The sequence below is a fragment of the Actinomyces capricornis genome (genome assembly GCF_019974135.1).
GTDB lineage: Bacteria > Actinomycetota > Actinomycetes > Actinomycetales > Actinomycetaceae > Actinomyces > Actinomyces capricornis.
This window is the reverse complement of sequence record NZ_AP025017.1, coordinates 1,468,476-1,491,547: the sequence shown is the minus strand read 5'-3', so window position 1 is coordinate 1,491,547 and position 23,072 is coordinate 1,468,476. Positions and strand designations below refer to the sequence as shown.

The window sequence follows — 23,072 nt, the reverse complement described above, 5'->3', positions numbered from 1 at the left end:
GGGGGCCCACGGGGGCCGGCAGCAGCGGGCGCCCCGTCACTGGCCGACGTCGCCCGCCTAGCGGGCGTGTCCTCCCAGACCGTCTCGCGCGTGTCCTCCGGGGCCACGAATGTGAGGCCCGAGACGCGCGAGAGGGTCCTGCAGGCGATGAACCAGCTGGGCTACTCCCCCAACCGTGCCGCCCAGGCCCTGCGGCGCGGCTCCTTCAGGACCATCGGGGTCCTGACCCAGCAGATCCAGCGAACCGGCGAGGCGCTGACCACCGCGGGCGTCCTGGAGGCCGCCTCCGCGGCCGACTACTCCGTCAGCCTCGCCCAGGTGGCGCATCCCGAGTCGGAGGACCTGAGCCGGGCCACGTACCGCTTGACGCATCAGGCCATCGACGGCCTGGTGGTGGTGCAGTCAGGGCAGGCCGGGCCCGCGCATCTGTCACTGCCTCCCAGCATGCCCGTGGCGGTCTCCGACTCGGCCCTGGTGGGTCACTACCCCTCGGCCTCCGCCGACCAGGTCCAGGGCGTGCGCGACGCCGTCGGCCACCTCCTGGCCCTGGGGCACCGCACGATCCATCACGTCACCGGCCCCCCGGGGTCCCAGTCGGCCCTCATCCGCCGGGCCACGTGGGCCCGCTGCCTCCAGGAGGCCGGCATCGCCCCTCCTGAGCCCGTGCCGGGCGATTGGGACCCGGCCGCCGGCTACCGGGCGGGCCTGCGCCTCGCCCGCGATCCCGAGGTCTCCGCAGTGCTCTGCGCCAACGACGAGATCGCACTGGGCCTCATCCGGGCCATGCACGAGCAGGGCCGGCGCGTGCCCGAGGATGTCTCCGTCGTCGGCTTCGACGGCCTGGCGCTGGGCGAGTTCAGCTTCCCCCCACTGACCACCGTGCGCCTGGACTTCCGCCAGCACGGCCGCGCGATGGTCGAGCTCATCCTGGAGCAGGTGGCCGCAGGCGGGCCGCAGGGCGCCAGGAGCGTGGTGATCCCCACCGAGATGGTCATCCGCGCCAGCACCGCTCCCGCGCCCCGCCCTGGCTGAGCCGGTACGTCCGTCGGGGCACGTGGCGGGGTCAGGCAATTCCCGCTGGGTGAGCCGCGTTCCGCCCGCTCATACCCGGCGGTATCACCGGGCGGAATACGGATGACCCAGCGGGGAGAGGGTCAGCGCCCCTGCTCCGGCAGCAGGATCGAGCTGCCCAGGGCGAAGGGGAAGCCGGGCTTGAGCAGGCACTGGACGGCGGGCTGGGCCAGCTCCACCACCCGGTCCGCGTCCAGTCCCTCCTGCCCGTCCTCGCCGAAGTCGGCCACCAGGTCGGAGTAGGGCACCCTCAGCTCCAGCAGGGACATGCCGTCGGCGCGCGTGGCGGTCTGCCACACCCCGCTGTCCATCTCCAGGAGCGTGCCCAGGTGGAAGCTCATGACGCCGGCATCATCGACGTCGGCGGGAATGGACAGCAGGTGGTGCGGCTCGGGGTCGCGCGGGGCGCGCAGGGTGAAAATGAGGATGCCGCCGTCGCGGGCGGCCCGCAGCATGAGGCGGCCGATGTGGATGCTGAAACCGATGAGGTCGAAGTTGCCCTCCATGGCCTCCTCGAAGCCCAGGGGCTCATCGAGCACCACTGGGGCGCCCTCACCGGGGTCGTTGATGGCCCGGCGGCCCTGCGGGGTCGCCGCCTTGAGCAGCAGGACGCGACCGCCCTCGGCCAGGGTCCCGGTCTCCACATGCTCGCCCCACCCCTGGGGCACCTCGGTGGGGCCGGGCTCGGTCTCCACCAGGCCCATGCCCAGGACGGTGGCCAGATCGGTGCCGTCGCTGGGGCGGTGCCAGGTGATGGTGGCGTCGTCGTGCCAGATGGGCACCACCCCGTTGAAGGGGATGCCGAAGCGCACGTGCTCGCGCTCATCAGCCGTGCGGCCCGGATCCGCATGCTTGCCCGCAGGACCCGCCAGGTACTCGCTCATGGCTCCAGACTAGTTGTACTTCCCTGTGAGGTTGTGAACGCGGCTGGCGGGGGTTTGGCCGTTGATGGCGGTGTGGGGTCGGTGGTGATTGTAGTGGTGGAGCCAGGCCTGGTAGGCGGTCTCGCGCTGGGTCTGGCTGGTGTAGGTGTGGGCGTAGGCCCACTCGTCTTGCAGGGTGCGGTTGAAGCGCTCGACCTTGCCGTTGGTCTGCGGCTGGTAGGGACGGGTGTAGCGGTGCTTGATGCCGGCTGCGGACAGGACCTGGTTAAAGGCCCGTGAGCGGTAGCAGGCCCCGTTATCTGTCATGACAGCGCCGACAGTGATGCCCAGGTCCTCGAAGAACGCCTTGGCGCGCTGAAAGAACCCCGCGGCACTTTCCTGGGTCTGGTCGGCCAGGATCTCGGAGTAGACCACACGCGAGTAGTCGTCTATCGCGTGGTGGATGTACCGGTAGCCTCCGACCGGGCCGCCCCGGCGGCGGGTGCGGGTCTTGGCGCGGTCCGCGGCCAGGGCGGGCGCTGAGCCACGTCCGTGAGCGCGCCAGCCCCCGCCGTCGGGGATGCGGCCGAGCTTCTTGATATCGACATGCACCAACTGGCCCGGGGCACTCTTTTCGTAACGCACCGGCGCAGGGCGGCGCACCGCCAGCCCGGTGGCCCGGTCCACCTCGGCCAGGCGGGGCATGCGGTAGCGCTCCAGGACCCGCCCTACTGTGGAGCGTGCCAGGCCCAGGTGGTAGGCGATGCGGTGGGGCCCCCACCGGCGGTTGAACCTCAAGGCGATGATGCGCCGCTCAGTGCGCCTTGCCAGCCGCCCTGGGCTGTGGTGGGGACGGGCGGAGCGGTCCTCCATGGGCTGGCCGGCCCGGTACCGGCCCACCCACCGGCTGGCGGTGGCCGGCGAGACCTGGAAGCGCTCAGCCGCCCGGCGCACGGGCCATCCCTGCTCGACCACCAGGACAGCAAGACGACGACGCCCCTCAGGGGTCAGTGGTGCGTTAGCGTGGGTCATGAAGGCCTCCGGTCAGTGATGCGAGTGTGTCAACCCACATCCTGCCGGAGGCCTTCACTCACCACCCACCCCGTTCACAACCTCCCGAGGAAGTACAACTAGTCACCGCAGCCGGCCCGGCCGGGGCACCACGGGCCGCCCCGGCCCGCCGGCCCTCAGTCCCGCCCCGGGGCCCACACGGGGTGAGCCAGGGCGAGGGAGGTGTAGAGGAGGCGGAGAACGCTGCGACGCTGCTGCCGGGGAGATTCCATCCCATCACCGTAGGGCCGGACAGGAGCGCGGGGAACGGGTAGCGCTCCCCACCCGTGCCGACAGGCGCCGCGACTAGCCCAGGCCTCCCGACAGGAGGGCCCTGAGGACGCGGGGGGCGGTGAAGCGGCGCGGATGGGCATCGGGGTCGATCGGTTGGAGGACCCCCAGGTCCACCAGCTGGCCCACCAGGCTGTTGGCGCGGCCGTAGGACAGGCCGAGGGCCTCCTGCACCCTGCGCACAGTGAAGGAGGGATGGGCCACGGCGAAGTCGACCAGAGCTGGGGCCTGGGCTGAGCGCAGCGGTGAGGATCGGATCATCCCCCGGAGCTCGTGCTGAACGCCGGCCAGGACGAGCATCTGCTCGCGCGTGCTCACGGCTGCGGCCTCCAGCCCCTGGGCGAAGAAGGTCAGGAAGGCATCCCAGTCGCCGCGGGTGCTCACCCCCAGCAGTGCGTCGTAGTACTCGGTGCGGCGGGCCTCGAACCAGGGCGAGACCGTGAGTGTGGGTTCGCTGAGCATCCCGGAGCCCAGAAGGGTCAGGACGATGAGGTAGCGCCCCAGGCGCCCATTTCCGTCGCGGAAGGGGTGCAGGGTCTCGAACTGGTAGTGCGCCATGCCCGCGACGACCACGGGGTCGATGGCACCGGAGTGGTCCTGGCGGAGCCAGTCGACAAGAGCCGTGACACCAGCACGGAGCCTATCGCCCGGCGGTACCGGTACGAAGCGGCTGGCGTGGATGGGCGCAGCTCCCGGAGCAGCGCCATCGCGTCGGCCGATGACGACCTGGGTGGTACGAAGTCGCCCGGATTCGCCCTCCAGCGCAGTGCCCCGCATAAGGAGGCCCTGAAGGTTCTCGATGAGGCCGATCGTCAATGGCCTGCCCTCCTGGACCCATGTGAAGCCCGCATCAGCCATGGAGACGTAGTTGAGGATCTCTGTCATCTCCACCGTTGCCGGGGAGTCCTCATCAGCCGTGAGGACCTCATCCAGGGGCGCGTATGTGCCCTCCAAGGCGGAGGTGGACTGGGCCTCCCGTCGCAGAGCCGGGATACGCAGGAGGGAGGGACTGGGCAGTTGACGCGCGCTGGCATCCAGGGCCGCCAGCGCCCGGCCGGCCGCAGCGATGGCACGGTAGGTCGCTCCGCTCAGCACAGGCTCCTGATCGCCAAGCGGGCATGGCACGAAGGCATGGTGGTCCCAGCGGCCCAGGAACCGATCCGCCCCAGAGATCTCGACCAGCTCCCCCATGGTCGCGTTCTCGAACATCCTCAGATCCATGAAGTCACTCTACAGGCACTTGTAGGACATGAGAGGAGCGATCATGTCACACAACTGCCACTTGTGTGACATGCCGGTCGGTGGTGTGCGTGCCGGCGGGGAGCCCGGCCGCCGTCGGTTCCGCCGGCGGCGCCGAGCCCCGAGCGGCTCAGAACTCCCAGTCCTCGTCCTGGGTGGCCTCGGCGGTGCCCATGACGTAGGAGGAGCCCGAGCCGGAGAAGAAATCGTGGTTCTCATCGGCATTGGGGCTCAGGGAGGCCAGAATCGCCGGGTTGACGTCGGTGGTCTCCGCCGGGAACATCGCCTCATAGCCCAGGTTCATCATCGCCTTGTTGGCGTTGTAGCGCAGGAACTTCTTGACGTCCTCGGTCAGCCCCAGCTCGTCGTAGAGGTCCTCGGTGTACTGCTCCTCGTTGTCGTAGAGCTCGTAGAGCAGCTCGATCGTGTAGTCCTTGAGCTCGGCCTGGCGCTGCGGGGAGGACTCGCGCACCGCCAACTGGTACTTGTAGCCGATGTAGTAGCCGTGGACGGCCTCGTCGCGGATGATGAGGCGGATGAGGTCGGCGGTGTTGGTCAGCTTGGCATGGCTGGACCAGTACATCGGGGCGTAGAAGCCGGAGTAGAACAGGAAGGACTCCAGCATGGTGGAGGCCACCTTGCGCTTCTCGGGGTCATCGCCCCGGTAGTAGTCCAGGATGATGCGGGCCTTGCGCTGGAGGTTCTCGTTCTCCTCACTCCAGCGGAAGGCCTCGTCGATCTCCGCGGTGGAGATGAGGGTGGAGAAGATCGAGGAGTAGGACCGGGCGTGGACGCTCTCCATGAAGGCGATGTTGGTCAGCACCGCCTCCTCGTGGGGGGTGCGGGCATCGGGGATGAGGGAGACCGCCCCGACCGTACCCTGGATGGTGTCCAGGAGGGTCAGGCCGGTGAACACGCGGGTGGTCATGTTCTTCTCGGCCTCGGTCAGGGTCGCCCAGGACTGGACGTCGTTGGACAGCGGGACCTTCTCGGGCAGCCAGAAGTTGCCGGTGAGCCGGTCCCAGACCTCCAGGTCCTTGTCGTCGGACAGGCGGTTCCAGTTGATCGCCTGGACGCGGTCGATGAGCTTGATGGGCTCGTGCATGTTCTTCCTCCGGGGCTCAGCGGGATGCCCCCATGCTAACGACGAGGCGCAGCGCTGCCGAGGCGGCGGGGCCGGGGGGGCGTCGACGATCCCTGCGCGACTGGTCACGGCCGGGCGCCGCGCCCCGCACGCGGGACGGCGGGACACCGGCCCGCACCAGTGGGGACAATGCCGCCATGAGCCTGAAGACGCCCGCTGCCCCACGACTCACCGGTGAGCCCGCCGCCCTCCTGGCCGGCCTCCTCGACGACGCCGAGCAGCTGGCCGGCCGGGCCGCCTCCGGGCGGGCCGTCGTCGGCCTCACGGGGGCGCCCGGGGCCGGCAAGTCCACCCTGGCCGCCGAGCTGGAGGCGCTGCTGGCCGGGCGGGGGCTGCTGGCGGGCAGCGTCCCCATGGACGGCTTCCACCTGTCCAATGCGATGCTCGACGCCGTGGGGCGCCACGAGCGCAAGGGCGCGCCGGACACCTTCGACGTCGCGGGCTACCTGGCCGTCCTGGACCGGGTGCGCACCGGCGCCGAGGTCCTGGCCCCGGTCTACCGGCGCGACCTGCATGAGCCGGTGGCCGCCGGCACCCTGGTCAGCGGTCCGGGCATCGTGGTCACCGAGGGCAACTACCTGGCCCTGGAGGCGCAGGGCTGGGGTCCGGTGCGCGAGCGCATCGATGTGCTCATCCACCTGGAGGTCGACGAGGAGGAGCTGTCCCGGCGCCTGGTGGCCCGCCACCAGGCCTTCGGGCGGGACCAGGCCCAGGCCGGCCACTGGGTGCGCACCGTCGACCTGCCCAATGCCCGGCTGGTCTCGGCCAGTGCGCACCGCTGCGACCAGGTCTGGCGGCTGGGGTGACCCGCCTGCGCCGGCCCGCGCGCCATCACCGGTGTGGAGGGCTGGGTGCGCCTCCCTGGGGGCTGTTGAGGGGGAGGGCGGGTCTTGCGGTGGGCTGCGGTTCGGTTGGGCGTCACTTCGCGACGGAGGCGTAACTTCGCGGACAGAGCGACACCGACAAGTACCGTCCAAGTCGCGAAGTGACGCCCAACCTGCGACCCCAGCGCCTTTCCGATCCCTGGCCCTCCCGGCGACACACGGCCCTCCCGGAGCACGTGGCCCTCCCGGGCCCCGTCGATAGCCCGGCCCCTCAGGGCATGAGGAGCAAGGGGACCCGCCCCGGGCCCAGCAGCCCAACGATCCAGGCCCCGGACCACCCCGAACCAGGCAGGGGCGCCAAAACCTCACCCTCCCAGAGAAGCGCACCTAGACGACGAGGTTGAGGAGCAGGACCGCGGCCAGGGCGACCACGGAGACCAGGCACTCCATGAGCGACCAGGTCTTGAAGGTCTGGCCGACGGTCATGCCGAAATACTCCTTGACCATCCAGAAGCCCGCATCATTGACGTGGGAGAGGAAGACCGATCCGGCGCCGATGGACAGCACCAGCAGGGCGGCCTCGGGCGCCGTCAGCCCTGTGGCCAGCGGCGCCATGATGCCCGCAGCGGTAATGGTGGCCACGGTGGCCGAGCCGGTGGCCAGGCGCACAGCAACCGCCACGAGCCAGCCCGCCAGGAGGGTTGAGAGCCCGGCGCCTTGGATGGCCTCGGCCATGACCTCGGCAACCCCGGAGTCCACCAGGGTCTGCTTGAAGCCGCCGCCGGCCCCGACGATGAGGAGGATGCCGGCGATCGGACCCAGTGCCGCCCCCACCCGGGAGCTGATCTCCTGCGCCCCCTGCCCCATGCGGGCGCCCAGAACCAGCAGGCTCAGGAGGGTGGTGATCAGGAGCGCCACCACCGGCGTGCCCGCAAAAGCCGCGGCCTTGTAGAGAATCGAGCCGGTGGACTCCGGCATCACCGTCTCCACCAGGGTCCGCAGGAGCATGAGGACCACGGGCAGCAGGACGATGGAGATCGCCACCGCGAAGGAGGGCCGGTCCTCCCGGGACCGCTCCGCGTCCGGCTCCCCCGGATCGTCCTGATCCCCCAGGATGCCGCTGGCCTGGATGGGCACCCATGAGGCCATGAGCCGGGCGGCCACGGGCCCGGAGATGATGACTGTGGGGACGGCGACGATGAGCCCCAGGCCCAGAGTCAGCCCCAGATCGGCACCGATGGCGTCGATCGCGATGAGCGGGCCGGGGTGCGGGGGCACGAGTCCGTGGAGGGCGGACAGGCCCGCCAGGGCCGGGATCCCCACGAGCATGACGGGCAGGCGGGAGCGGCGGGCCACGAGCATGACGATGGGAATGAGCAGGACAACACCGACCTCGAAGAACAGCGGGATCCCCACGACGAAGGCCACCAGGGCCATGGCCCAGGGCAGGAGCGGGACCCTGGTGCGGGCCAGGACCGTGTCCACGATGGCATCCGCGCCCCCGGACTCGATGAGGAAGGTCCCGATGATGGCGCCCAGGGCGATGAGGACGCCGACACCGCCGATCGTGGAGCCCAGGCCCTGGGTGAAGGGCGTCAGGGAGTCGATCAGCGGGATGCCGGCGATCACCGCCATGACGAAAGAGCCCAGGGTCAGGGCGAGGAAGGGGTGCAGCTTGGCCCGCACGATGAGCACGACGATCGCAGCCACCCCGACGAGGGCGGCGATGACGAGTTGGGCGGGCGATGAGGAGTGGGGGACGGCGTCGGCCTCCAGGGGCGCCCGGGTCAGGAGGGAGCCCGCAGCCGAGGCGGCAGCCAGTGGGGGCGGTGTCATGACCCGCTCCTCTCACTGGGCTGGAGCGCCTCGAGGATGGCGGTCAGGGTGAGCTCGGGGGTCGGCTGGGACTCCACAACAACGCCGTCCTCGTCGGCCTCCAAGGGCTCGAGTGTGGCCAGCTGGGAAGGCAGGAGGCTGGGCGGCATGAAGTGGCCGGAGCGCTGCTCCATGCGCTCCTCCAACTGGGCCTGCGGGACGTGGAGGTGGATGAAGCGCACCCGGCCCTCAGCCCCGGCGAGCAGGTCGCGGTAGGAGCGCTTGAGGGCGGAGCAGGTGACGATGGTCGAGCAGCCCGCCCGACCGCGGTCGGTCATCCACTCGCGCAGGGAGGCGAGCCAGGGCCACCGGTCCTCGTCGGTCAGAGGAGCCCCGGAGGACATCTTGTCGATGTTGGCCTGGGGGTGGAAGTCGTCGGCCTCGGCCACGGGCCACCCCAGGAAGTCGGACAGGAGCCCGGCGGCAGTGGTCTTCCCGCAGCCGGCCACGCCCATGACGATGAGGTGGATTGCCGGGTCCTGCGGGGTGGGATTGCTGGGAGCAGCGTCGGGCATGACTCTCCTTCGAGTGGTGGGAAGCGCTGGGATGAAGCGCTGCCACTATGCTGGTCGGTGCTGGATACGGCGTGAGGCGGCAGTAGCCCACCCGCACGGCTCACACGCGGAGGTCCTCCATGTCCTCCAGCTCGCGGCCCTTGGTCTCGGGCACCTTGCGCAGCACGAAGAGGAAGGACAGCAGCGCGCAGGCGGCGTAGAAGCCGTAGGCGAAGGTCAGGCCGATATCGGAGAAGACGGGGAAGGTGGTGGAGATGAAGAAGTTCGCCACCCACTGCGCGGCCGCGGCCACGGCCAGCGCCCCGGCGCGGATCCGGTTGGGGAACATCTCCCCCAGCAGCACCCACACCAGCGGCCCCCAGGTGGCACCGAAGGCGACGACGAACAGGTTGGCCGCCACCAGGGCGATCGGCGCCCACGGGGCGGCCAGCGACACCTCGCCGTTGGCGCCGACGGTGGCGAAGGAGAAGGCCAGGGCCATGAGCCCCAGGGAGGCTGTCATCACCACCGAGCCGACCAGCAGCATGGGGCGCCGCCCCACCCGGTCCACCAGCAGGATCGCCACGATGGTGACCACGATATTGGTCACCGAGGTGATGACCGTGATGGTCAGGGCGTCGGACTCCTGAAAGCCAATGGTGCGCCACAGGGTGGTGGAGTAGTAGAAGATGACATTGATGCCCACGAACTGCTGGAAGACCGACAGCGCGATGCCCACCCACACGATGGGCTTGAGCCCCATGGCCGGCCCGCGCAGGTCGGACAGGGACTCGCGCTTCTCAGAGTCGATGGTGGAGCGGATCTCCTCGATCTTGAGGTTGACGTTGACGATCCCGGTGAAGTCGTAGAGGACCTGGGAGGCCTTGTCGTAGTGACCGCGGGCCACCAGGAAGCGGGGGGACTCGGGCAGCCGGAAGGCGAACAGGCCGTAGAGGAGGGCCGGGATGGCCTCGGCCATGAACATCCACCGCCACGCGCTCATCCCCCACCACAGGGTACCGGCAGCGCCCCCGGCGAATCCGGCGAACATGGCGTCCGCCAGGAGGGCGGAGAAGATGCCGACGACGATCGCCAGCTGCTGGAGGGAGCCCAGGCGGCCGCGCACCGAGGCCGGGGAGACCTCCGCGATGTAGGCCGGGGCGATGACCGAGGCGGCCCCGACCCCCAGGCCCCCGATGACGCGCCAGATAATGAAGTCGGCCACGCCCCAGGCCAGGCCCGAGCCGAGCGCGGAGACGATGAAGAGCGCGGCGGCGATGAGCATGACGGGCACCCGGCCCATGCGGTTGGCGATCGGGCCGGCGAACCAGGCGCCCAGGGCGCAGCCGATGAGTGCGGAGGACACGGAGAAGCCCTTGAGGGCGGAGCTCAGGGCGAACTCGCCGGCCAGGGCGTCGACGGCGCCATTGATGACGGCGGTGTCGAAGCCGAAGAGGAATCCGCCCAGCGCCGCGGCGATGCAGATGCCGATGACGCGCGCGTTGAGGCGGCTGACTCCTGGGGCGGTTGTGCTCTCGGTGTTGTCGGTGGGGCGGGGGGTGTCTGACATGTTGTCGTCCTGACGTCGGCGCCAGTGCCGTGGAGCGGTCGTCGCACCACGTGGCCTCCCATGCGGAGGCTCCCCCAGGGTACGGGAATGAGGCGCACAACACACCGAATTGACCGAGTGGGCTGGCTGTGGGCTGGCTGCGGGCCGGGGCCGGGCTGCCGGCCGCGCGGCGGTGGCGCTGCAGGGCTCAGCGCAGGAAGTAGACGACCGTTCGGTTCTCATCCGATGACAGGTCCACGACAAGCAGCATGCCTCCCGGCACCGCCTGGAGCATGGCATGGCCGTGAGCGGGATCGGCGGTCGGCAGGTCAAGCACGATCGGCGGGCCGTCCCCGTTGCGCGCGACGGTGACCGTCGGTGTCTCCCGGCTCACCGCAGCGGCGGTGAGATCGACGTTCGGGTAGCCCGCCTTAATCAAATCATCATCTTCAATCTCACCGGTGGTGTGGATGATCCGCCCCGTCCCCGGGTCCAGCACACGGTCCACGGCCACGAAGTCCGGCGTACCGTCCTGAGTCTCCCTTACGGGGGGTCGCAGGAGGATCATGCTGGCATCACCCCACGGCCGGTCCCTCCCTGCGCGCTGGTCGAAGGGGCCGGCGCTGTCCCCGATGGGCCAGGTGGCTCCGTCGTCGATGTTGACGGCCTCGAGGTCCGCCGTGGCCAGCTCATCGTCGGCGGCCCCGTCGACGACGCGTACCGTCCAGCCGCGCACAAGCACGATACCGTCGCTGCGCCACTGATCGGCCACCACGTTGGTCACCGTGCGGACGCGGCTGGGATCCTGGTCGTCCACCAAGGTGAGGTCGCACAGCTCCCGTGGCAGGCCCGCCCCCGCACTGTCGGCCTCGGCGCCATCAGCGCTCGGAGCCTGTGTGCACTGCACCTGGGTCACCAAGGTCGAGCTGCCCGCGGTCCGCCGGGTGTAGTACTCCGGGGCGGGGATCGACCACAGTGCGGAGCCGTCCTTCAGGGAGATCGCTCGACCACCGACGAGCACCACGTGATCGGTCACCTGAATGCCAGTGCCCGGGTTGGCGTTGGCCGCCGGGAGGTCCTCGTGGGTGATCTGCCGCCCACTGACCGCGTCGAGCACGATGACGACCGAGGCGCTCCTGGTACTCGCCTGCGGCGTCGGCCCCTGGTAGACGACGACGAGGCTCTTGCCGTCGGGGCTGATCAGCGCGGTCTCAATGGTGGAGCCCGCGCGCTCCACGCTCCATCGGGTGGAGCCATCCTCGGTGCTCAGGCATGAGACAACCGACTTCTGGACCAGGATCGGGCCACCAGCCCCGGGAAGAGCTTTGGACAGGCGGTTGGCATCACCCTCACCAGTGGGATCCAAATCGCGCATCCAGGCGACCTCCCCTGCCACCGACTGCGGGAGCTCCTCGGCGGCGGGCGCAGGGACGCCGTCGGCGAGGTGGGCGGTCACGGGGCTGGTGGCCACCCGCACCACCGTGGGCGCGAGGATGAGGGCCGCGGCGGCCAGGGCCGCTGCCGCCAGCAGGGCCGTATGGGCCGCCCAGGCACGCAGCCGGGAAAGAGAGCGGCGGAAGCCTCCCGCGACGAGAAGTGCGTGGTTGCGCAGAGGATCTGCCCGGTGCTCCAGCAGGCGGCAGGTCAGAGCCGTCCCCACGGAGACGATCAGGACGGCTTGGGTCAGCAGCGAGTCATTGCCGAAGCCCGTTGCCACCAGGCCCTTCTGCCGCATCAGGAGCAGGTGGCCGACGACGACGAGGTCGGCGAGCCCGAGGGCCAGGATGGCGGCACGACTGGGGACGGGGACCTTCTCGATGCTGTAGGCGGCGCGGTTGGCGGCGCTCGCCTTCCCCGAGAACGCCGCCCTGGCGATGAGAAACAGGCTGAGGAGGACAACGACTGCGCCGTCCGCACCGGGAAGCGCGGACCGGATCATCACAGCGGCCGTGAGCAGCGCACCGCACTGGACTCCCTGCAGCACCTGGACCCAGGTGAAGCGCCTGGAGGTCTCCGGTGAGGCGTCGTCGCCAGGGGCGCCACTGGTCTGGTCAGTCATCGTCACCTCTATTCCTGAGCTGGACCCCAGTGTCCGTGGCCTCGACCGTAGGCGGGTTGGGCTGATCCAGCACCGCCCCCTGCGGCAGGAGGATCACGGAGACCTCGCCGGGAGCGGTGGTGGCGCCGTCGTCGTCCTGAACTTCAAGCTGATCGCGGGTCCGGGGCCAGGAGGTGAAGAGGCACCAGCCGTCAACCGTGAGGTAGACGGACCCAACCTTGCCCGGTTCCAGCTCGATGCGCTCCCCGGTCTCGGGCTGTAGCAGCCAGTCGGATCCCTCAGAGGGATCCGGGCCTGTTCTGCGGCACCATACCCAGCCCGCGTAGGTCAATATCCGTTCGTCATGACCCTCCTGGCTTTCGAGACAAACGTCCGCTACCTGATTGGTTCTCCGCCCGGAGGATGCCTCCACAATGTCCACGAGCCCCGTCGGGATGTCATTGTTTTCCCTCATTTCCCTGAAGTTCTCGCTCGAGGCGAGGTAGAGGTGTGAGGCGCCGCCACCGATGAGCCATTTCAGCTCCCGCCTGCTCCATAGCATCCGGCCGGTGGCGATATCCCAGACGTCGATCACCTGGTTGCTGGAGTTGGGTGTGGGAGCGGTCTGGAGAGCCAGGTGGGTATTGGTCAGTGCGAGGAGCGCCGTCTGACCTTCACCGCTAACGCGGCTCACCTCTTCGCCAGTGGCGGTATCCAGGACGATGACGGAGAACCGCGTGTCCCCGGAGGCTCCCGGCCCCTGATGCGCCCGAGTGCCCACCGCGATGAGGCGGCCGTCTGGTGAGGTGGTGGCAAGGACCGGGGAGTCCAAGTATCGGTTCGAAAGCCATGGCATCCAGCTCTCCCGGATTCTGATGCCCTCCCGACGCCACAGAACCCTGCCGTCCTTAGCCTCCAGGGCGGCCAGGCACCAGCCCGAGATGTAGTCGTCCTTGCGGAAGCGCCACCAGAGGGCCAGCGGCCCACGGGCTCCGGCGAAGACACCCTCGAGCTTGCTTTCATCGTCATCCCAGGGCATGGTCGAGCCCCAGGCGGGGTCGGAGGAGGTGCCCGGGGGCCAGGGCTCCTCCAGCCCGCCCCGGCGCAGAGTGCTGAGCCAGCCCCGGCTCCCCAGTGCCGCCCCACCGGTGAGCGCGGCCGAGGCCAGCGCGGCACCGGCGATGACAGCGGTGCGGCGCCCGGGACGGAGCCGGGCCCCGAAGTGCGCCGACACGCAGGGCGACTCGGCCCGGGGCGCCGACTGGCTCCGGGAGGGCGGCGCCGCCGGCAGGAGGAGGATGCCGATGCCTCCGATGACGGCGGCGATGGGCACAAGCCGCTGGGCGTCAACGAGCAGGGGCGGGTCGACGAGACCCTTCGGCTGCGCCAGGAGGAGGGCCCAGCCGACGGCGAGCACCAGTGCGAGCACGCCGAGGATCCGGGCGCCGCGCTGTGGGCCCGGTGCTGGTGACATGGTGTCGGCTCGCACCCAGAGCTTGCCCGCGGTCAGCGCACCCAGGCCGATGGCAGTGATCCAGGCGGGGATCGTGTGCGGCCCCTCCGGGAGATGATCGAGGGGCCTCTCGGGAATGCCCGTGATACCGGTCCCCCAGAACGCGATGACGAGGGCCAGCATGACGCCGGAGGTGGTCAGCAGCAGGGCGGCGGCGGTGCACATCACGGTGCGTCCGGCCACCGTGGGCGAGGGCCCTCGCGGCGGGCCCTGCTCCTGCTCGGGACCGGCTCCGCGAGGAGTGTCCTGCGATGGCGATGGCGCGCCGCCCTCATACGGGCCAGAGTCGAGTGATGACCGCGGCATAGGCAGCATTGTCCCCTCCCAGGTCACAGCCGTGCAACGAGGAGCATCCTCCCGTGCCGGGCGGGCAGCCTCCTCCTTGACGGGCAGTCCCCCATCAGCTCCCCATCAGGCACCCGCGCGCTCCGCCACGATATCCGCCCCCGGATGCGCCGCTCTTGCCGGTGGGCGCGACGGCACCGCTGACCGCCGCACCATGGCGTAGGGCGAAAGTCCCAGGTAAACTCGTGCAACTTATCCGTTTGCACGAGGAGGTGCACGCCATGAGTCTGCCCGTCACCCACGAGTCGAGCTCCCGCGCCCGTGCCGGCTCCGAGACCCCTCCCACGCCCTCGGCGCTGCGTCGTCAGCGCATCGGCCTCATCCTCGGGCCGGTGCTGGCGGCGCTGGTCTACACCCTCTTCCCCGCCGACGCCGTCGATCAGGTCAACAGCGCTGCCGCGGCGGCCGGCAACGAGGCCACCTACACCATCGCCGGCCTGCGAGCGGTGGCGGCTGCTGCCGTCCTTCTCGGGACGTGGTGGATGACCGAGGCGATCCCGCTGGCAGCCACCGCCCTGCTCCCCCTGGTCATCTTCCCGGCCTTGCAGGTGGCGGAGTTCAAGGAGGTGGCAGCCCCCTACGCCTCGGACACGATCTTCCTGTTCATGGGCGGTTTCATGCTGGCCCTGACCATGCAGAAGTGGAACCTCCACCGCCGTGTGGCCCTGGCGGTGGTGCTGCGGGTGGGCACCAGGCCGCGCACGCTGGTGCTGGGATTCATGGTCGCCACGGGCTTCCTGTCCATGTGGGTGTCCAACACGGCCACGGCGGTGGTCATGCTGCCCATCGGCATCTCGGTGCTGGGTCTGGTCTCCTCCCTGGTGGGAGGCATGGGCAGGATACGGTGCCTGTCGGCGTCCCTCATGCTCGGCATTGCCTACGCGGCCTCGATCGGCTCGGTGGGGACGATCATCGGCACCCCGCCCAACGCGCTCATGGTGGCCTACCTCTCCGAGACGCATGGGATCGAGATCGGCTTCGGCCAGTGGATGCTGGTGGGGGTCCCCCTGGCGGTGATTCTCATGGGGGTGGCCTGGTGGCTGCTGGTCTACGTGCTCTTCCGGCCCGAGGTCGATGACATCCCCGGCGGCCGGGAGGTCATCGAGGAGGCCTGGCGCGAGCTGGGCCCCATGAGCAGGGGCGAGATGAGGGTGGCGGTCGTCTTCGTGATGACGGCGGCCGCCTGGGTCTTGACCCCCATCATCCTGGAGCAGACGGGATCGTCCTTGACGATCTCCGATGCGCTCATCGCGATGATCTCGGCGACCCTGCTCTTCCTCCTGCCGGGCGATCGCACACGGGGGACCCGGCTCCTGGACTGGACCACGGCCAAGGACCTGCCCTGGGATGTGCTGCTGCTCTTCGGCGGCGGGCTGTCGCTGTCGGCGATGTTCTCCCGCCTGGGACTATCGATCTGGATCGGGGAGCAGGCCAAGGGACTGGGGGCGCTGCCGATCGCGCTCCTCATCGCGGCTGTGGCCCTGCTGGTCATCCTGCTGACGGAACTGACCTCGAACACGGCGACGGCGGCGGCCTTCCTGCCGATCATGGGCGGGGTCGCCATCGGTATCGGCCTGACCGAGCAGACCCCCGCCAACATCATGCTGCTGGTGGTGCCGGTGGCCCTGTCGGCGACCTTCGCCTTCATGCTGCCGGTGGCCACACCCCCCAATGCGGTGGCCTACGGGTCGGGCTACATCGAGATCGGGGACATGGTCAGGGCCGGCCTCTGGCTCAACCTGGCAGGCGCGGTGCTGGTGACGCTGGCGGTCATGGGCCTGGTGGTCCCGGTCTTCGGCCTGAGCCTGTGAGCTGCGGGGCGCCTTCAGCGCCTGTCCGGCGTGGGGGCGCCCCGCCCGCAGCCAGGCCCGCCCGCGCGGCCCTGACCGCCACGCTCACCCCAGCTCGGCGAGCACCTCGCGGGAGCGCTCCAGGGAGATGCCCGGTCCCGCGAGTGCCGGGACGACCTCGGGAACGGAGAGGGTGCCGTCGGTGCACTCGAAGACGACGCCGCGGTAGCCGTCACCGCCGTCGGCGAGGATCCACCGGGCCCAGGTGCCGGTTCGCGCCAGGTCCAGCACGCCGCGCAGATCCTCCACCCCAAGAGGCTGGTCGGAGCGCGGCCCCGCGCCTTCAGGCTCGGACAGGCGCACGACTGCGCCCGCCTCCCCCGACTCCACGGTCGCCTCATACCACCGCAGCCCGCAGGCTGCCTCAGCCAGATCGGCCAGGGGCACCTCGGACATGTCGTCTCCAGCCATCATGCGGGTGATGAGCACGCAGTTCCCGTCGTAGTCGCGCTGCTGCTCCAGGACGACGCCGGCCGGCAGACTCGCAGGCGCAGCCGACAGCCAGACAGCCGGGTCGAGGAGGCCGCCGCCGTCGGGATCAGGATGACGCAGGGCCAGTGTCTCGCCGGTCAACGCGGCCGAGTTGGTGCCACTGTCGAGCGCCTCGCTGGCCACTGACATGCAGGCGGCCAGGACATCATGATCAGTGGCACTGGCGATCTCAGCGGTGATCCCCATGTCCTGGCTGCGCCGGCGGCTGCGCAGTTCGACCCGCACCTGGAGGGGGACGGCGTCCGAGCCGGGCGGTACCAGGAGGCCATCCACCGCCTCATGGAGCCCGACGACGAAGGACGCCATCCGAGTGGGCGTGACAGTCTCACCGAGGTCACCGATGACCTGGAGGCTCGCCTGGACCGATGAGCTCGACCAGCCGGAGCGGTTGTCCTCGGAGATATCGACGCCTGTCCACCCGTGCTCGGTGTTGAAGCGGGTGACGGCGGCGCGCAGCTCGGCCAGCCCGGGTGCCGGGGTGGGTGGGGGTGGGAGCGGACAAGGGCAGGGGCGGTTCGCGTTGTGGTACGACAGGGCGGCGCCGCCGGCAAGAACCGCGGCCAGGACGCCCAGGGCCCCCAGGGTCGCAGTGCGCCGTCGCACCCAAGGCCGACGCCGGGGTGCGGGGGTGGCGCCCGTGATGGGGCCTCCGTCCGGAGCAGCCTCTGCGGTAGGCCCGGGCGAGTCCGCAGCGTCATCGGTGGAGGACATGCGCCCAGGATAGACGGCAGGGCCCGCCCACCTCGGCTCCTATCACGCACGGTCACCGCCTGACCCGGGTCGCTTTCACGGCTCCCCTGAGCTGCCAGGAAGGCAGGCGTTCCCGACAAGGCGGGCGTTGTCGACAAGGCTTACCTTCCCGATAACGCCCGCGTATGATGATCCCTGCTCAGGGCAGTAGCCTTGCGGAGTGGACCCGGCAGCCTTCCGGACGGTGGGCGAGCCGGGTTTCGCGCTGGATGGGGGATCCCCAGTCCACTACTGATCACGCACCGAGGGCGTTATTCACATGGGGGTTATCAGCCTATTCTGTAGAGCTATAGTTTGGTGACCAGGGTGATGATGGTGGGGAGTTCTGCCAGGCGGTGGCGGTAGCCGGTGGATAGGATCTTCCATTTCTTCAGTGTGGCGATCGTGTGCTCGATAGCGGCACGCATGGACGATACGGCCCTGTTGAACTCTTTTCCCATTCCAGGCGTTCTCTGCCTGGAGTCTTCTTGATAGGGGTCAGCGCACCGTGAGCGGTATAGGCGGTGTCGGCGATCCAATCAGCGCCGGCAAGGATCTCATCCCAGCCGCACAGGCCCAGGGCGGCGCCATCGGGGCGTGAGCCGGGCACTGGGTCCGATATGGCTACGAGAGTGCCGTCGGTGGTGGTGGCGACCTGGACGTTCAGGCACTGGGCGTGGTGGTTGCCCCAGTCAGTTGGCCTTCTCGACCTGTCTGCCGGCTGCGGGCCTGTTGCCAGTGGAGATCGGTGTACCATCCACGAGCAGGAGGCTGCCCTGGGCCACGCCCCTGGGCCAGGCAGATGCCAGTCATGGCCAGCACGCCTATGCGACGAGGAGGTTGGCGCTGGCAACGAACCTCTTGTACCGCCGGCTCGTCTGCTCCAGGGCGGTCGGCACGCCGATGACAGGTGCACTGTGGCTGCCCTTGACGTAGACGACCCGGTCGACCCGGCTCAGAATGTCCATCTGGTGGCTGACGGCGATAATCGTCACGCCGCGGTAGGCTTCGGCCTGCAAGATGTTCCGATAGATGCTCTCACGCGTGCTCGCGTCCACTCCGCTGAGTGCCTCATCCCAGAAGATGCCGCGGCAGCCTCGTATGAGGGATCTGGCCACAAGGAGGCGCTGTGCTTGCCCGGAGGAGAAATTCCTGCCGGACTCGAAGACGGCGGAGTCAAGCCCGCGGGGCAGGCGGGAGATCGTATCCGCGAGGTTGACTGCGGCGAGCGCCTCCCAGATGGCGGCCTCGGTGCTGTCGGTACCTTCGGCTACCAGGTTGTCGCGCACGGTTCCGGTGTGGAGTGACATACCGGGCAGCACCACGCCCAGCCCCGAGCGGTCCCATCCGCTTCCATATTCTACTGTTCCAGTGTGTGGCAGTAGGCCCATGAGCGTGTGCAGCAGGGTGGATTTTCCTGATCCTGACTCCCCAATGATGGCCACGCGTTCTCCTTGACCGATGGTCAGCGAGATGGGAGCGAAGACCGGTTCACCACCTGGGTAGGTGCAGGACATGTCGCGTGCCGTGATGAACGCTGGCGAGTCAGCGAGGACGACGTCGCGGTGCGGCTCTTCAGGCTCCTCTCGGAGAGGGGCCTGCTTATGCTCGAAGACTACGGCCTTTGCCCAAGAGACGAAGAAGTTCTGGAGCTCCGACGTTGCTCCTGCCAGCATGCCCACTCCCGACTGGAATAGCACTACATCGGGCATGTCTACGTGCCCTGAGCGGTAGAGGCTGACGCTGAAAGCCGCAATGACTACTAGGGAGATTCCGTAGTAGACGCGCTGGACACCCATGCTGAGGTTCTGGGCGCCCAAGGTCGCCTTGAAGGCTTCAGCCAGGCGGTTGTTCTCCGCTGACCAGCGAGCCGCCGCCTGGTCCTCCGTGCGGGTCACCTTGGTCTCCTCAACACAGTGGATGTCCTGCTGGATGGTTGAGGTGAAGGCGACCTGACGCTGGACGTAGGCCTGGCTGGCGTCACGCTCCCGCTGGACGGCGAGTCCGGCCAGGATGCTGAACAGCAGCGATATCCCGCACGTTACGAGGGTCAGGGGCACGGATATCCATGCCAGGTAGACCACCAGGACCATGACGGAGAGGAAATTGATGGCAGCCGGGATTGCTGAGGAGAGGATGAGGTCCCTGATTGTTCCACGCAGGCTGATGATCTCGATCAGGGATCCGACGGTCTGGCTCTTGAAGAACAGGTAGGGCCGCCTCAGCACCGAGCGGAAGAGCGAGTCCGAGTAGCGCTGTTCAAACCTGCTTGTCAGCCTGCGCTGGGCAGCGGTCAGCAGCAGGCAGGATGCCAGGTATAGGAGGAGGAGCACTATGCCCAGAGAGATGGTGACCGGCCAGAGGTAGTCTGCGCCGAGCACAGTGCGCACCCCGGCGGCGACTGCCATGGAGGCGGCCTGCCCGATCGTCAGGCCGAGGAACAGCAACCACAGGTGCTGGGAGAGGAAGATCCTGACGGCGGAGGACGGCCGGGAGCGGGGCGCCAGTGCCGGGGGGCGGTCCTGCTCGACGAGGATCCATACCCCGGTGAAAGAGCGGTGGAAGTCCTCCAGCGGTAGGCGGATCCTGCCAAGAGCAGGATCGAGTACGCGGGCGTGGGTGCGCGACATCGAGACGACTACCACGAAATGGTTGGAGTTCCAGTACGCGATCGCAGGGCCGTTGAAGGAGGCGAAGACCTCACGCGTCCATTCTGGCCCGGGATCCCGGAAGGCGCGGGTGCAGGTTCCGACGGAGCTATCGATCTGCCTCAGGTAGCTGGCTTTCAGACCGTCCGCAGGCAGGGCGTCGCCGTCGTAGAACTCATGGGGGAGGATGTCGATCCCCAGGGAGGAGACGGCCATCGAGTAGCAGGCCAGAAGGCAGTCCTGCTCTCCGGTTTGCATCCGGAACTTAACGCGCATGGCCACCACCCCACTCGAGACTGGGAAGGAGCAGCGGTGAGATGGTCCTGCCTGGCTTGGCATGCTCGGCGAGTGCGTGCAGGATGCCGGGCAGTCCGCTCATCGCCGAGTAGGATTGGAAGTGGTCGCTCAGACCGCACAGCCAGTCCTTGGCGATCCCAAAACTACTCATGCTCGTCCACTCATCTTCCCAGGATCTTCCTGCTAGCCGGTGGGCCACGCTCTCAAGGGCGAGCAAGTTTCCTCCCACTCCGTGGCAGAGGGCAAAGGTGTGAAGTCCCAACCCATGCTCCTCGACCCCGTCTGCGGCGAGCAGCAGCTCATCACTGACGGCTGCGCGCTCGTCGGATGAGAGCAGGCCGTGCTCGTCGTCGAGGTCAAGCCACCGGCACCGGGCCAGCATGAGGCCGGTGAGCCCGTGGCACCAATTGGCGCTGGCAAGCCCGTCGTCGCGGCGCATGTCCACCCAGGTGTTCCCACGTCGGAAGTGCTCGTCGTGCTTCCAGGCCGCCCTCCAGGAGTCGCGATACTCGCCACGACCGGTGATAGCGGCGGCATGGAGCAGTGCAGTAGCGATCCCGCTGGCACCGTGGGCGAAGCTGGCGTTGTCGACGGCTTGGGGCCTGGAGACGGCCCAGTTACTGCCACGTAAGCTGACCAAGTAGTCGGCCAGTTGAGTGATGAGCGGCTCGGCCTGCCTGCGGTCCGGCAGGGTTGCCAGCGCGATGATAGTTCCTGCGGCCCCGCTGATGACGTCCACATCAAGGCCGTCAAGGGGAACCGAGGCGCATGTGTCCACGAAGTCGTGGGTCAACTGGTCCGCGTCAGCGTCGGCCAGGCCCTGGGCGCCAAGCGCGCGAAGAAGGGCCAGGTATCCCAGCGTCCCGTTGTAGTAGGAAAAGAGTGCCCCCTTCGCGGCCAGGCCTCGCCTGTAGGATTTGAGAGCCTCTTGGGCGATGCTGCGCAGCAGGGGATCCATGCTGCGCTCGCCACTGAGCTCACGGTAGCTCAGGAGTCCCACCGCGAGCCCCGGTGTCCCCGAGTAGAGCGATCCTGTGAGCGGGGACAACTCCAGTGCGTCGTGGTCGTCGACTCCCAGACTCAGCCAGTTGACAGAGCCGTCCGCCTTGGCGCTGACCGCGGACTCGCATATCGTCCTGTAGAGGTCCTTGGCTCCCTCGTGCGCACAGTACCCAGATTCCTGGAGTCCGCGCTCGTACCTCATGCGCTGGGGGCTTTGGAGAGAAAGCGATGTTTCGCTGTCAAAGGCGAATCGGATGAGCCTCTGCTGGAGGGCAAGGTCGTCATCGCCAAGCGTGTCAAGGACCGTGTACACGCCGTGGGCCGGAGGGGCATCCAGGCTGGCCACCAGCGCTCCACACGGGTCATGGACCTCTATGGAGTCTCCTGAGCACCAGAATATCGGAATGCTGCCTTCGTTCATCTGGGTAATCTCAGAGGAGACGATCTGCTCGGAAAGTCCCTCGGACCTACGGCGGAGGTAGTCATAGATCTCATTCTGCCGCCCGAGTCTGGTTACAGACCACAGGTAGTTCATGAACATTCTGTAGTCAGCGGTCCTGCGGGCGAGGAGCCGGCAGTCAATGCTGGGGGCGCGGTCCGCCACCAGCAGAGCAATATCCTGCTTTACTCCCACCGCTGCCATGTAAGACCGCGTGAAGCCCCGGACGATGGCATCGACGTGGTCCACCGGCTGCAGGGCGGTGGACTCTCCGTCTTCGACGAGGTGCGGTAGATGGGCTGTGTCAATGTGCTCCAGCACCTGTTTGGTGAACTTGATATCGTCGCGGCCAAGGTTAACGAGCGCCCGCAACTCCCTCCTCCACCTGCCCTGGGACAGTCCGCTGACGTCGCCCCCATACATCTCATTGCCGGCACCTATGGGAAGCATACCTATACCGCTGACAGATGACATGATGGAGCCGTTGACTTCGAGTGCCGCCTGGGTTGCGAGGACAGGCTGCCTCAACGGGGTGCTGAACATGGTCTCAGCGTCAACGACGCAGGGGGAGCCGTCTCCAGGCAGGATGTTCTCGTGGTGAAGATCCGTCAGGCCGACCAGGTGGGCCACAGCGAGCAGGTGCCCCGCCCTCTCATAGTAGGTGTCAACCGCGTCCCTGCTTGAGCACGGCTCGGGTTTCATCTCCTGTACCCAGGAATACCGCGAACGGGCGCTGAGCCGCGGCGTTATCCGGGGCGCACTGATGCGAGCCGCCGTTGCGACCGCGTCAGAAACGGCCTGTAGCAGGAGCTCACCAGAGGACTCCCGGGGCTTGTAGTACAGGGTCACGTCCCCACTCAGGGAGAGCCAGCACGTGGCGGCTCCGTCATGAAGGTCTCCAGTCGGTTTGATGTGGAGGATATCGCAGGCCTCTGGTGGAATGATGGACTCGGCTACCAGCGATTCATAGTCGTCTTTGAATCGCTGGAGCACCGTGGCGCACAGGGCCTCAAGGGATTCGAGTCGGGAACGAAGGCGCTCAAGAACTCCTGGGAACCTGGAGCGAATGTCAGGGATCACCCTCTCGTTGGCGGAGGCCTCGAAGTCCTGGTAGCGCTCTTCCGGGGAGTCTCCGTCAAGCCGACCCTCAATTCTGTACTCGTTGATGAGGTAGACCAGGACAGGACCGACTGTATTCAAGATATGCGAATCAAGATGCTCGGGAGGCAGAAATCGTCGGATCAGGGGTCCAGCCTCATCGCTCCACGTCGAGACATACGCGTGGAACGGAGTGTCGGACGAATTCTCCATGAGAGTAC

General features: G+C 68.3%; 15 protein-coding genes and 1 pseudogene. 3 read left to right on the top strand and 13 right to left on the bottom strand.

Going from position 1 to position 23,072, the window contains the following annotated elements; genetic code table 11:
- Positions 1–39 precede the first annotated feature (39 nt).
- Positions 40–1,032 carry a LacI family DNA-binding transcriptional regulator gene (locus tag MANAM107_RS06000; RefSeq protein WP_223912895.1) on the top strand — a complete coding sequence of 331 codons (993 nt, stop codon included), beginning with the start codon at positions 40–42 and terminating at the stop codon, positions 1,030–1,032.
- A 122-nt stretch (positions 1,033–1,154) separates the two neighbouring features.
- Here MANAM107_RS06000 and MANAM107_RS05995 read toward each other — a convergent pair whose 3' ends face one another.
- From MANAM107_RS05995 to nrdF, 4 genes are all read right to left on the bottom strand, one after another.
- Positions 1,155–1,955, bottom strand: coding sequence for a hypothetical protein (locus tag MANAM107_RS05995; protein ID WP_223912426.1), 801 nt, complete (start codon positions 1,953–1,955; stop codon positions 1,155–1,157).
- Positions 1,956–1,964: 9 nt separating this feature from the next.
- Complete coding sequence (locus MANAM107_RS05990; RefSeq protein WP_223911092.1) at positions 1,965–2,966, bottom strand: IS481 family transposase; 1,002 nt, start codon at positions 2,964–2,966, stop codon at positions 1,965–1,967.
- Positions 2,967–3,290: 324 nt separating this feature from the next.
- Positions 3,291–4,496 (bottom strand): Fic family protein, encoded by a 1,206-nt coding sequence (locus tag MANAM107_RS05985; protein ID WP_223912422.1) that lies wholly within the window; start codon positions 4,494–4,496, stop codon positions 3,291–3,293.
- A 148-nt stretch (positions 4,497–4,644) separates the two neighbouring features.
- The gene (gene nrdF, locus MANAM107_RS05980) at positions 4,645–5,619 is read right to left on the bottom strand and encodes a class 1b ribonucleoside-diphosphate reductase subunit beta (RefSeq protein ID WP_223912406.1); all 975 of its coding nucleotides are present in this window, start codon (positions 5,617–5,619) and stop codon (positions 4,645–4,647) included.
- Positions 5,620–5,795: 176 nt separating this feature from the next.
- Between nrdF and MANAM107_RS05975 the strand changes: the two genes are divergently transcribed.
- Positions 5,796–6,464 carry a nucleoside/nucleotide kinase family protein gene (locus MANAM107_RS05975; RefSeq protein WP_223912403.1) on the top strand — a complete coding sequence of 223 codons (669 nt, stop codon included), beginning with the start codon at positions 5,796–5,798 and terminating at the stop codon, positions 6,462–6,464.
- Positions 6,465–6,869: 405 nt separating this feature from the next.
- Here the strand turns inward: MANAM107_RS05975 and MANAM107_RS05970 are convergent, their stop codons facing one another.
- From MANAM107_RS05970 to MANAM107_RS05950, 5 genes are all read right to left on the bottom strand, one after another.
- The gene (locus tag MANAM107_RS05970) at positions 6,870–8,318 is read right to left on the bottom strand and encodes a GntP family permease (protein WP_223912400.1); all 1,449 of its coding nucleotides are present in this window, start codon (positions 8,316–8,318) and stop codon (positions 6,870–6,872) included.
- Positions 8,315–8,872: a gluconokinase gene (locus tag MANAM107_RS05965; protein WP_223912397.1), complete on the bottom strand. Its 558-nt coding sequence runs from the start codon at positions 8,870–8,872 to the stop codon at positions 8,315–8,317. The genes MANAM107_RS05970 and MANAM107_RS05965 overlap by 4 nt, the downstream gene beginning before the upstream one ends.
- Positions 8,873–8,972: 100 nt before the next feature.
- On the bottom strand, positions 8,973–10,421 hold the full coding sequence (locus tag MANAM107_RS05960; RefSeq protein WP_223912394.1) for a sugar porter family MFS transporter: 1,449 nt from the start codon (positions 10,419–10,421) through the stop codon (positions 8,973–8,975).
- Between the two features lie 187 nt (positions 10,422–10,608).
- The gene (locus tag MANAM107_RS05955) at positions 10,609–12,465 is read right to left on the bottom strand and encodes a hypothetical protein (RefSeq protein ID WP_223912391.1); all 1,857 of its coding nucleotides are present in this window, start codon (positions 12,463–12,465) and stop codon (positions 10,609–10,611) included.
- Positions 12,452–14,134 (bottom strand): hypothetical protein, encoded by a 1,683-nt coding sequence (locus MANAM107_RS05950; protein ID WP_223912387.1) that lies wholly within the window; start codon positions 14,132–14,134, stop codon positions 12,452–12,454. Before MANAM107_RS05950 ends, MANAM107_RS05955 begins: the two co-directional genes overlap by 14 nt.
- 383 nt (positions 14,135–14,517) lie before the next feature.
- Here MANAM107_RS05950 and MANAM107_RS05945 point away from each other — a divergent pair, with 383 nt between their 5' ends.
- Entirely contained in the window at positions 14,518–16,107 is a 1,590-nt protein-coding gene (locus MANAM107_RS05945; RefSeq protein WP_223912384.1) for an SLC13 family permease, read from the top strand.
- A gap of 84 nt (positions 16,108–16,191) precedes the next feature.
- On the opposite strand, the gene MANAM107_RS05940 is transcribed toward MANAM107_RS05945, so the two are convergent.
- The 4 genes and pseudogenes from MANAM107_RS05940 to MANAM107_RS05925 all read right to left on the bottom strand — a co-directional run bounded on the left by MANAM107_RS05940 (position 16,192) and on the right by MANAM107_RS05925 (position 23,064).
- Positions 16,192–17,349 (bottom strand): hypothetical protein, encoded by a 1,158-nt coding sequence (locus MANAM107_RS05940; RefSeq protein WP_223912379.1) that lies wholly within the window; start codon positions 17,347–17,349, stop codon positions 16,192–16,194.
- A gap of 326 nt (positions 17,350–17,675) precedes the next feature.
- Positions 17,676–18,124 (bottom strand): annotated as a pseudogene (locus MANAM107_RS05935) (transposase family protein).
- Positions 18,125–18,191: 67 nt separating this feature from the next.
- Complete coding sequence (locus MANAM107_RS05930) at positions 18,192–20,291, bottom strand: peptidase domain-containing ABC transporter (RefSeq protein WP_223912375.1); 2,100 nt, start codon at positions 20,289–20,291, stop codon at positions 18,192–18,194.
- Positions 20,281–23,064, bottom strand: a complete 2,784-nt coding sequence (locus tag MANAM107_RS05925; protein WP_223912372.1) for a type 2 lanthipeptide synthetase LanM family protein — start codon at positions 23,062–23,064, stop codon at positions 20,281–20,283. The genes MANAM107_RS05930 and MANAM107_RS05925 overlap by 11 nt, the downstream gene beginning before the upstream one ends.
- Positions 23,065–23,072: the final 8 nt, after the last annotated feature.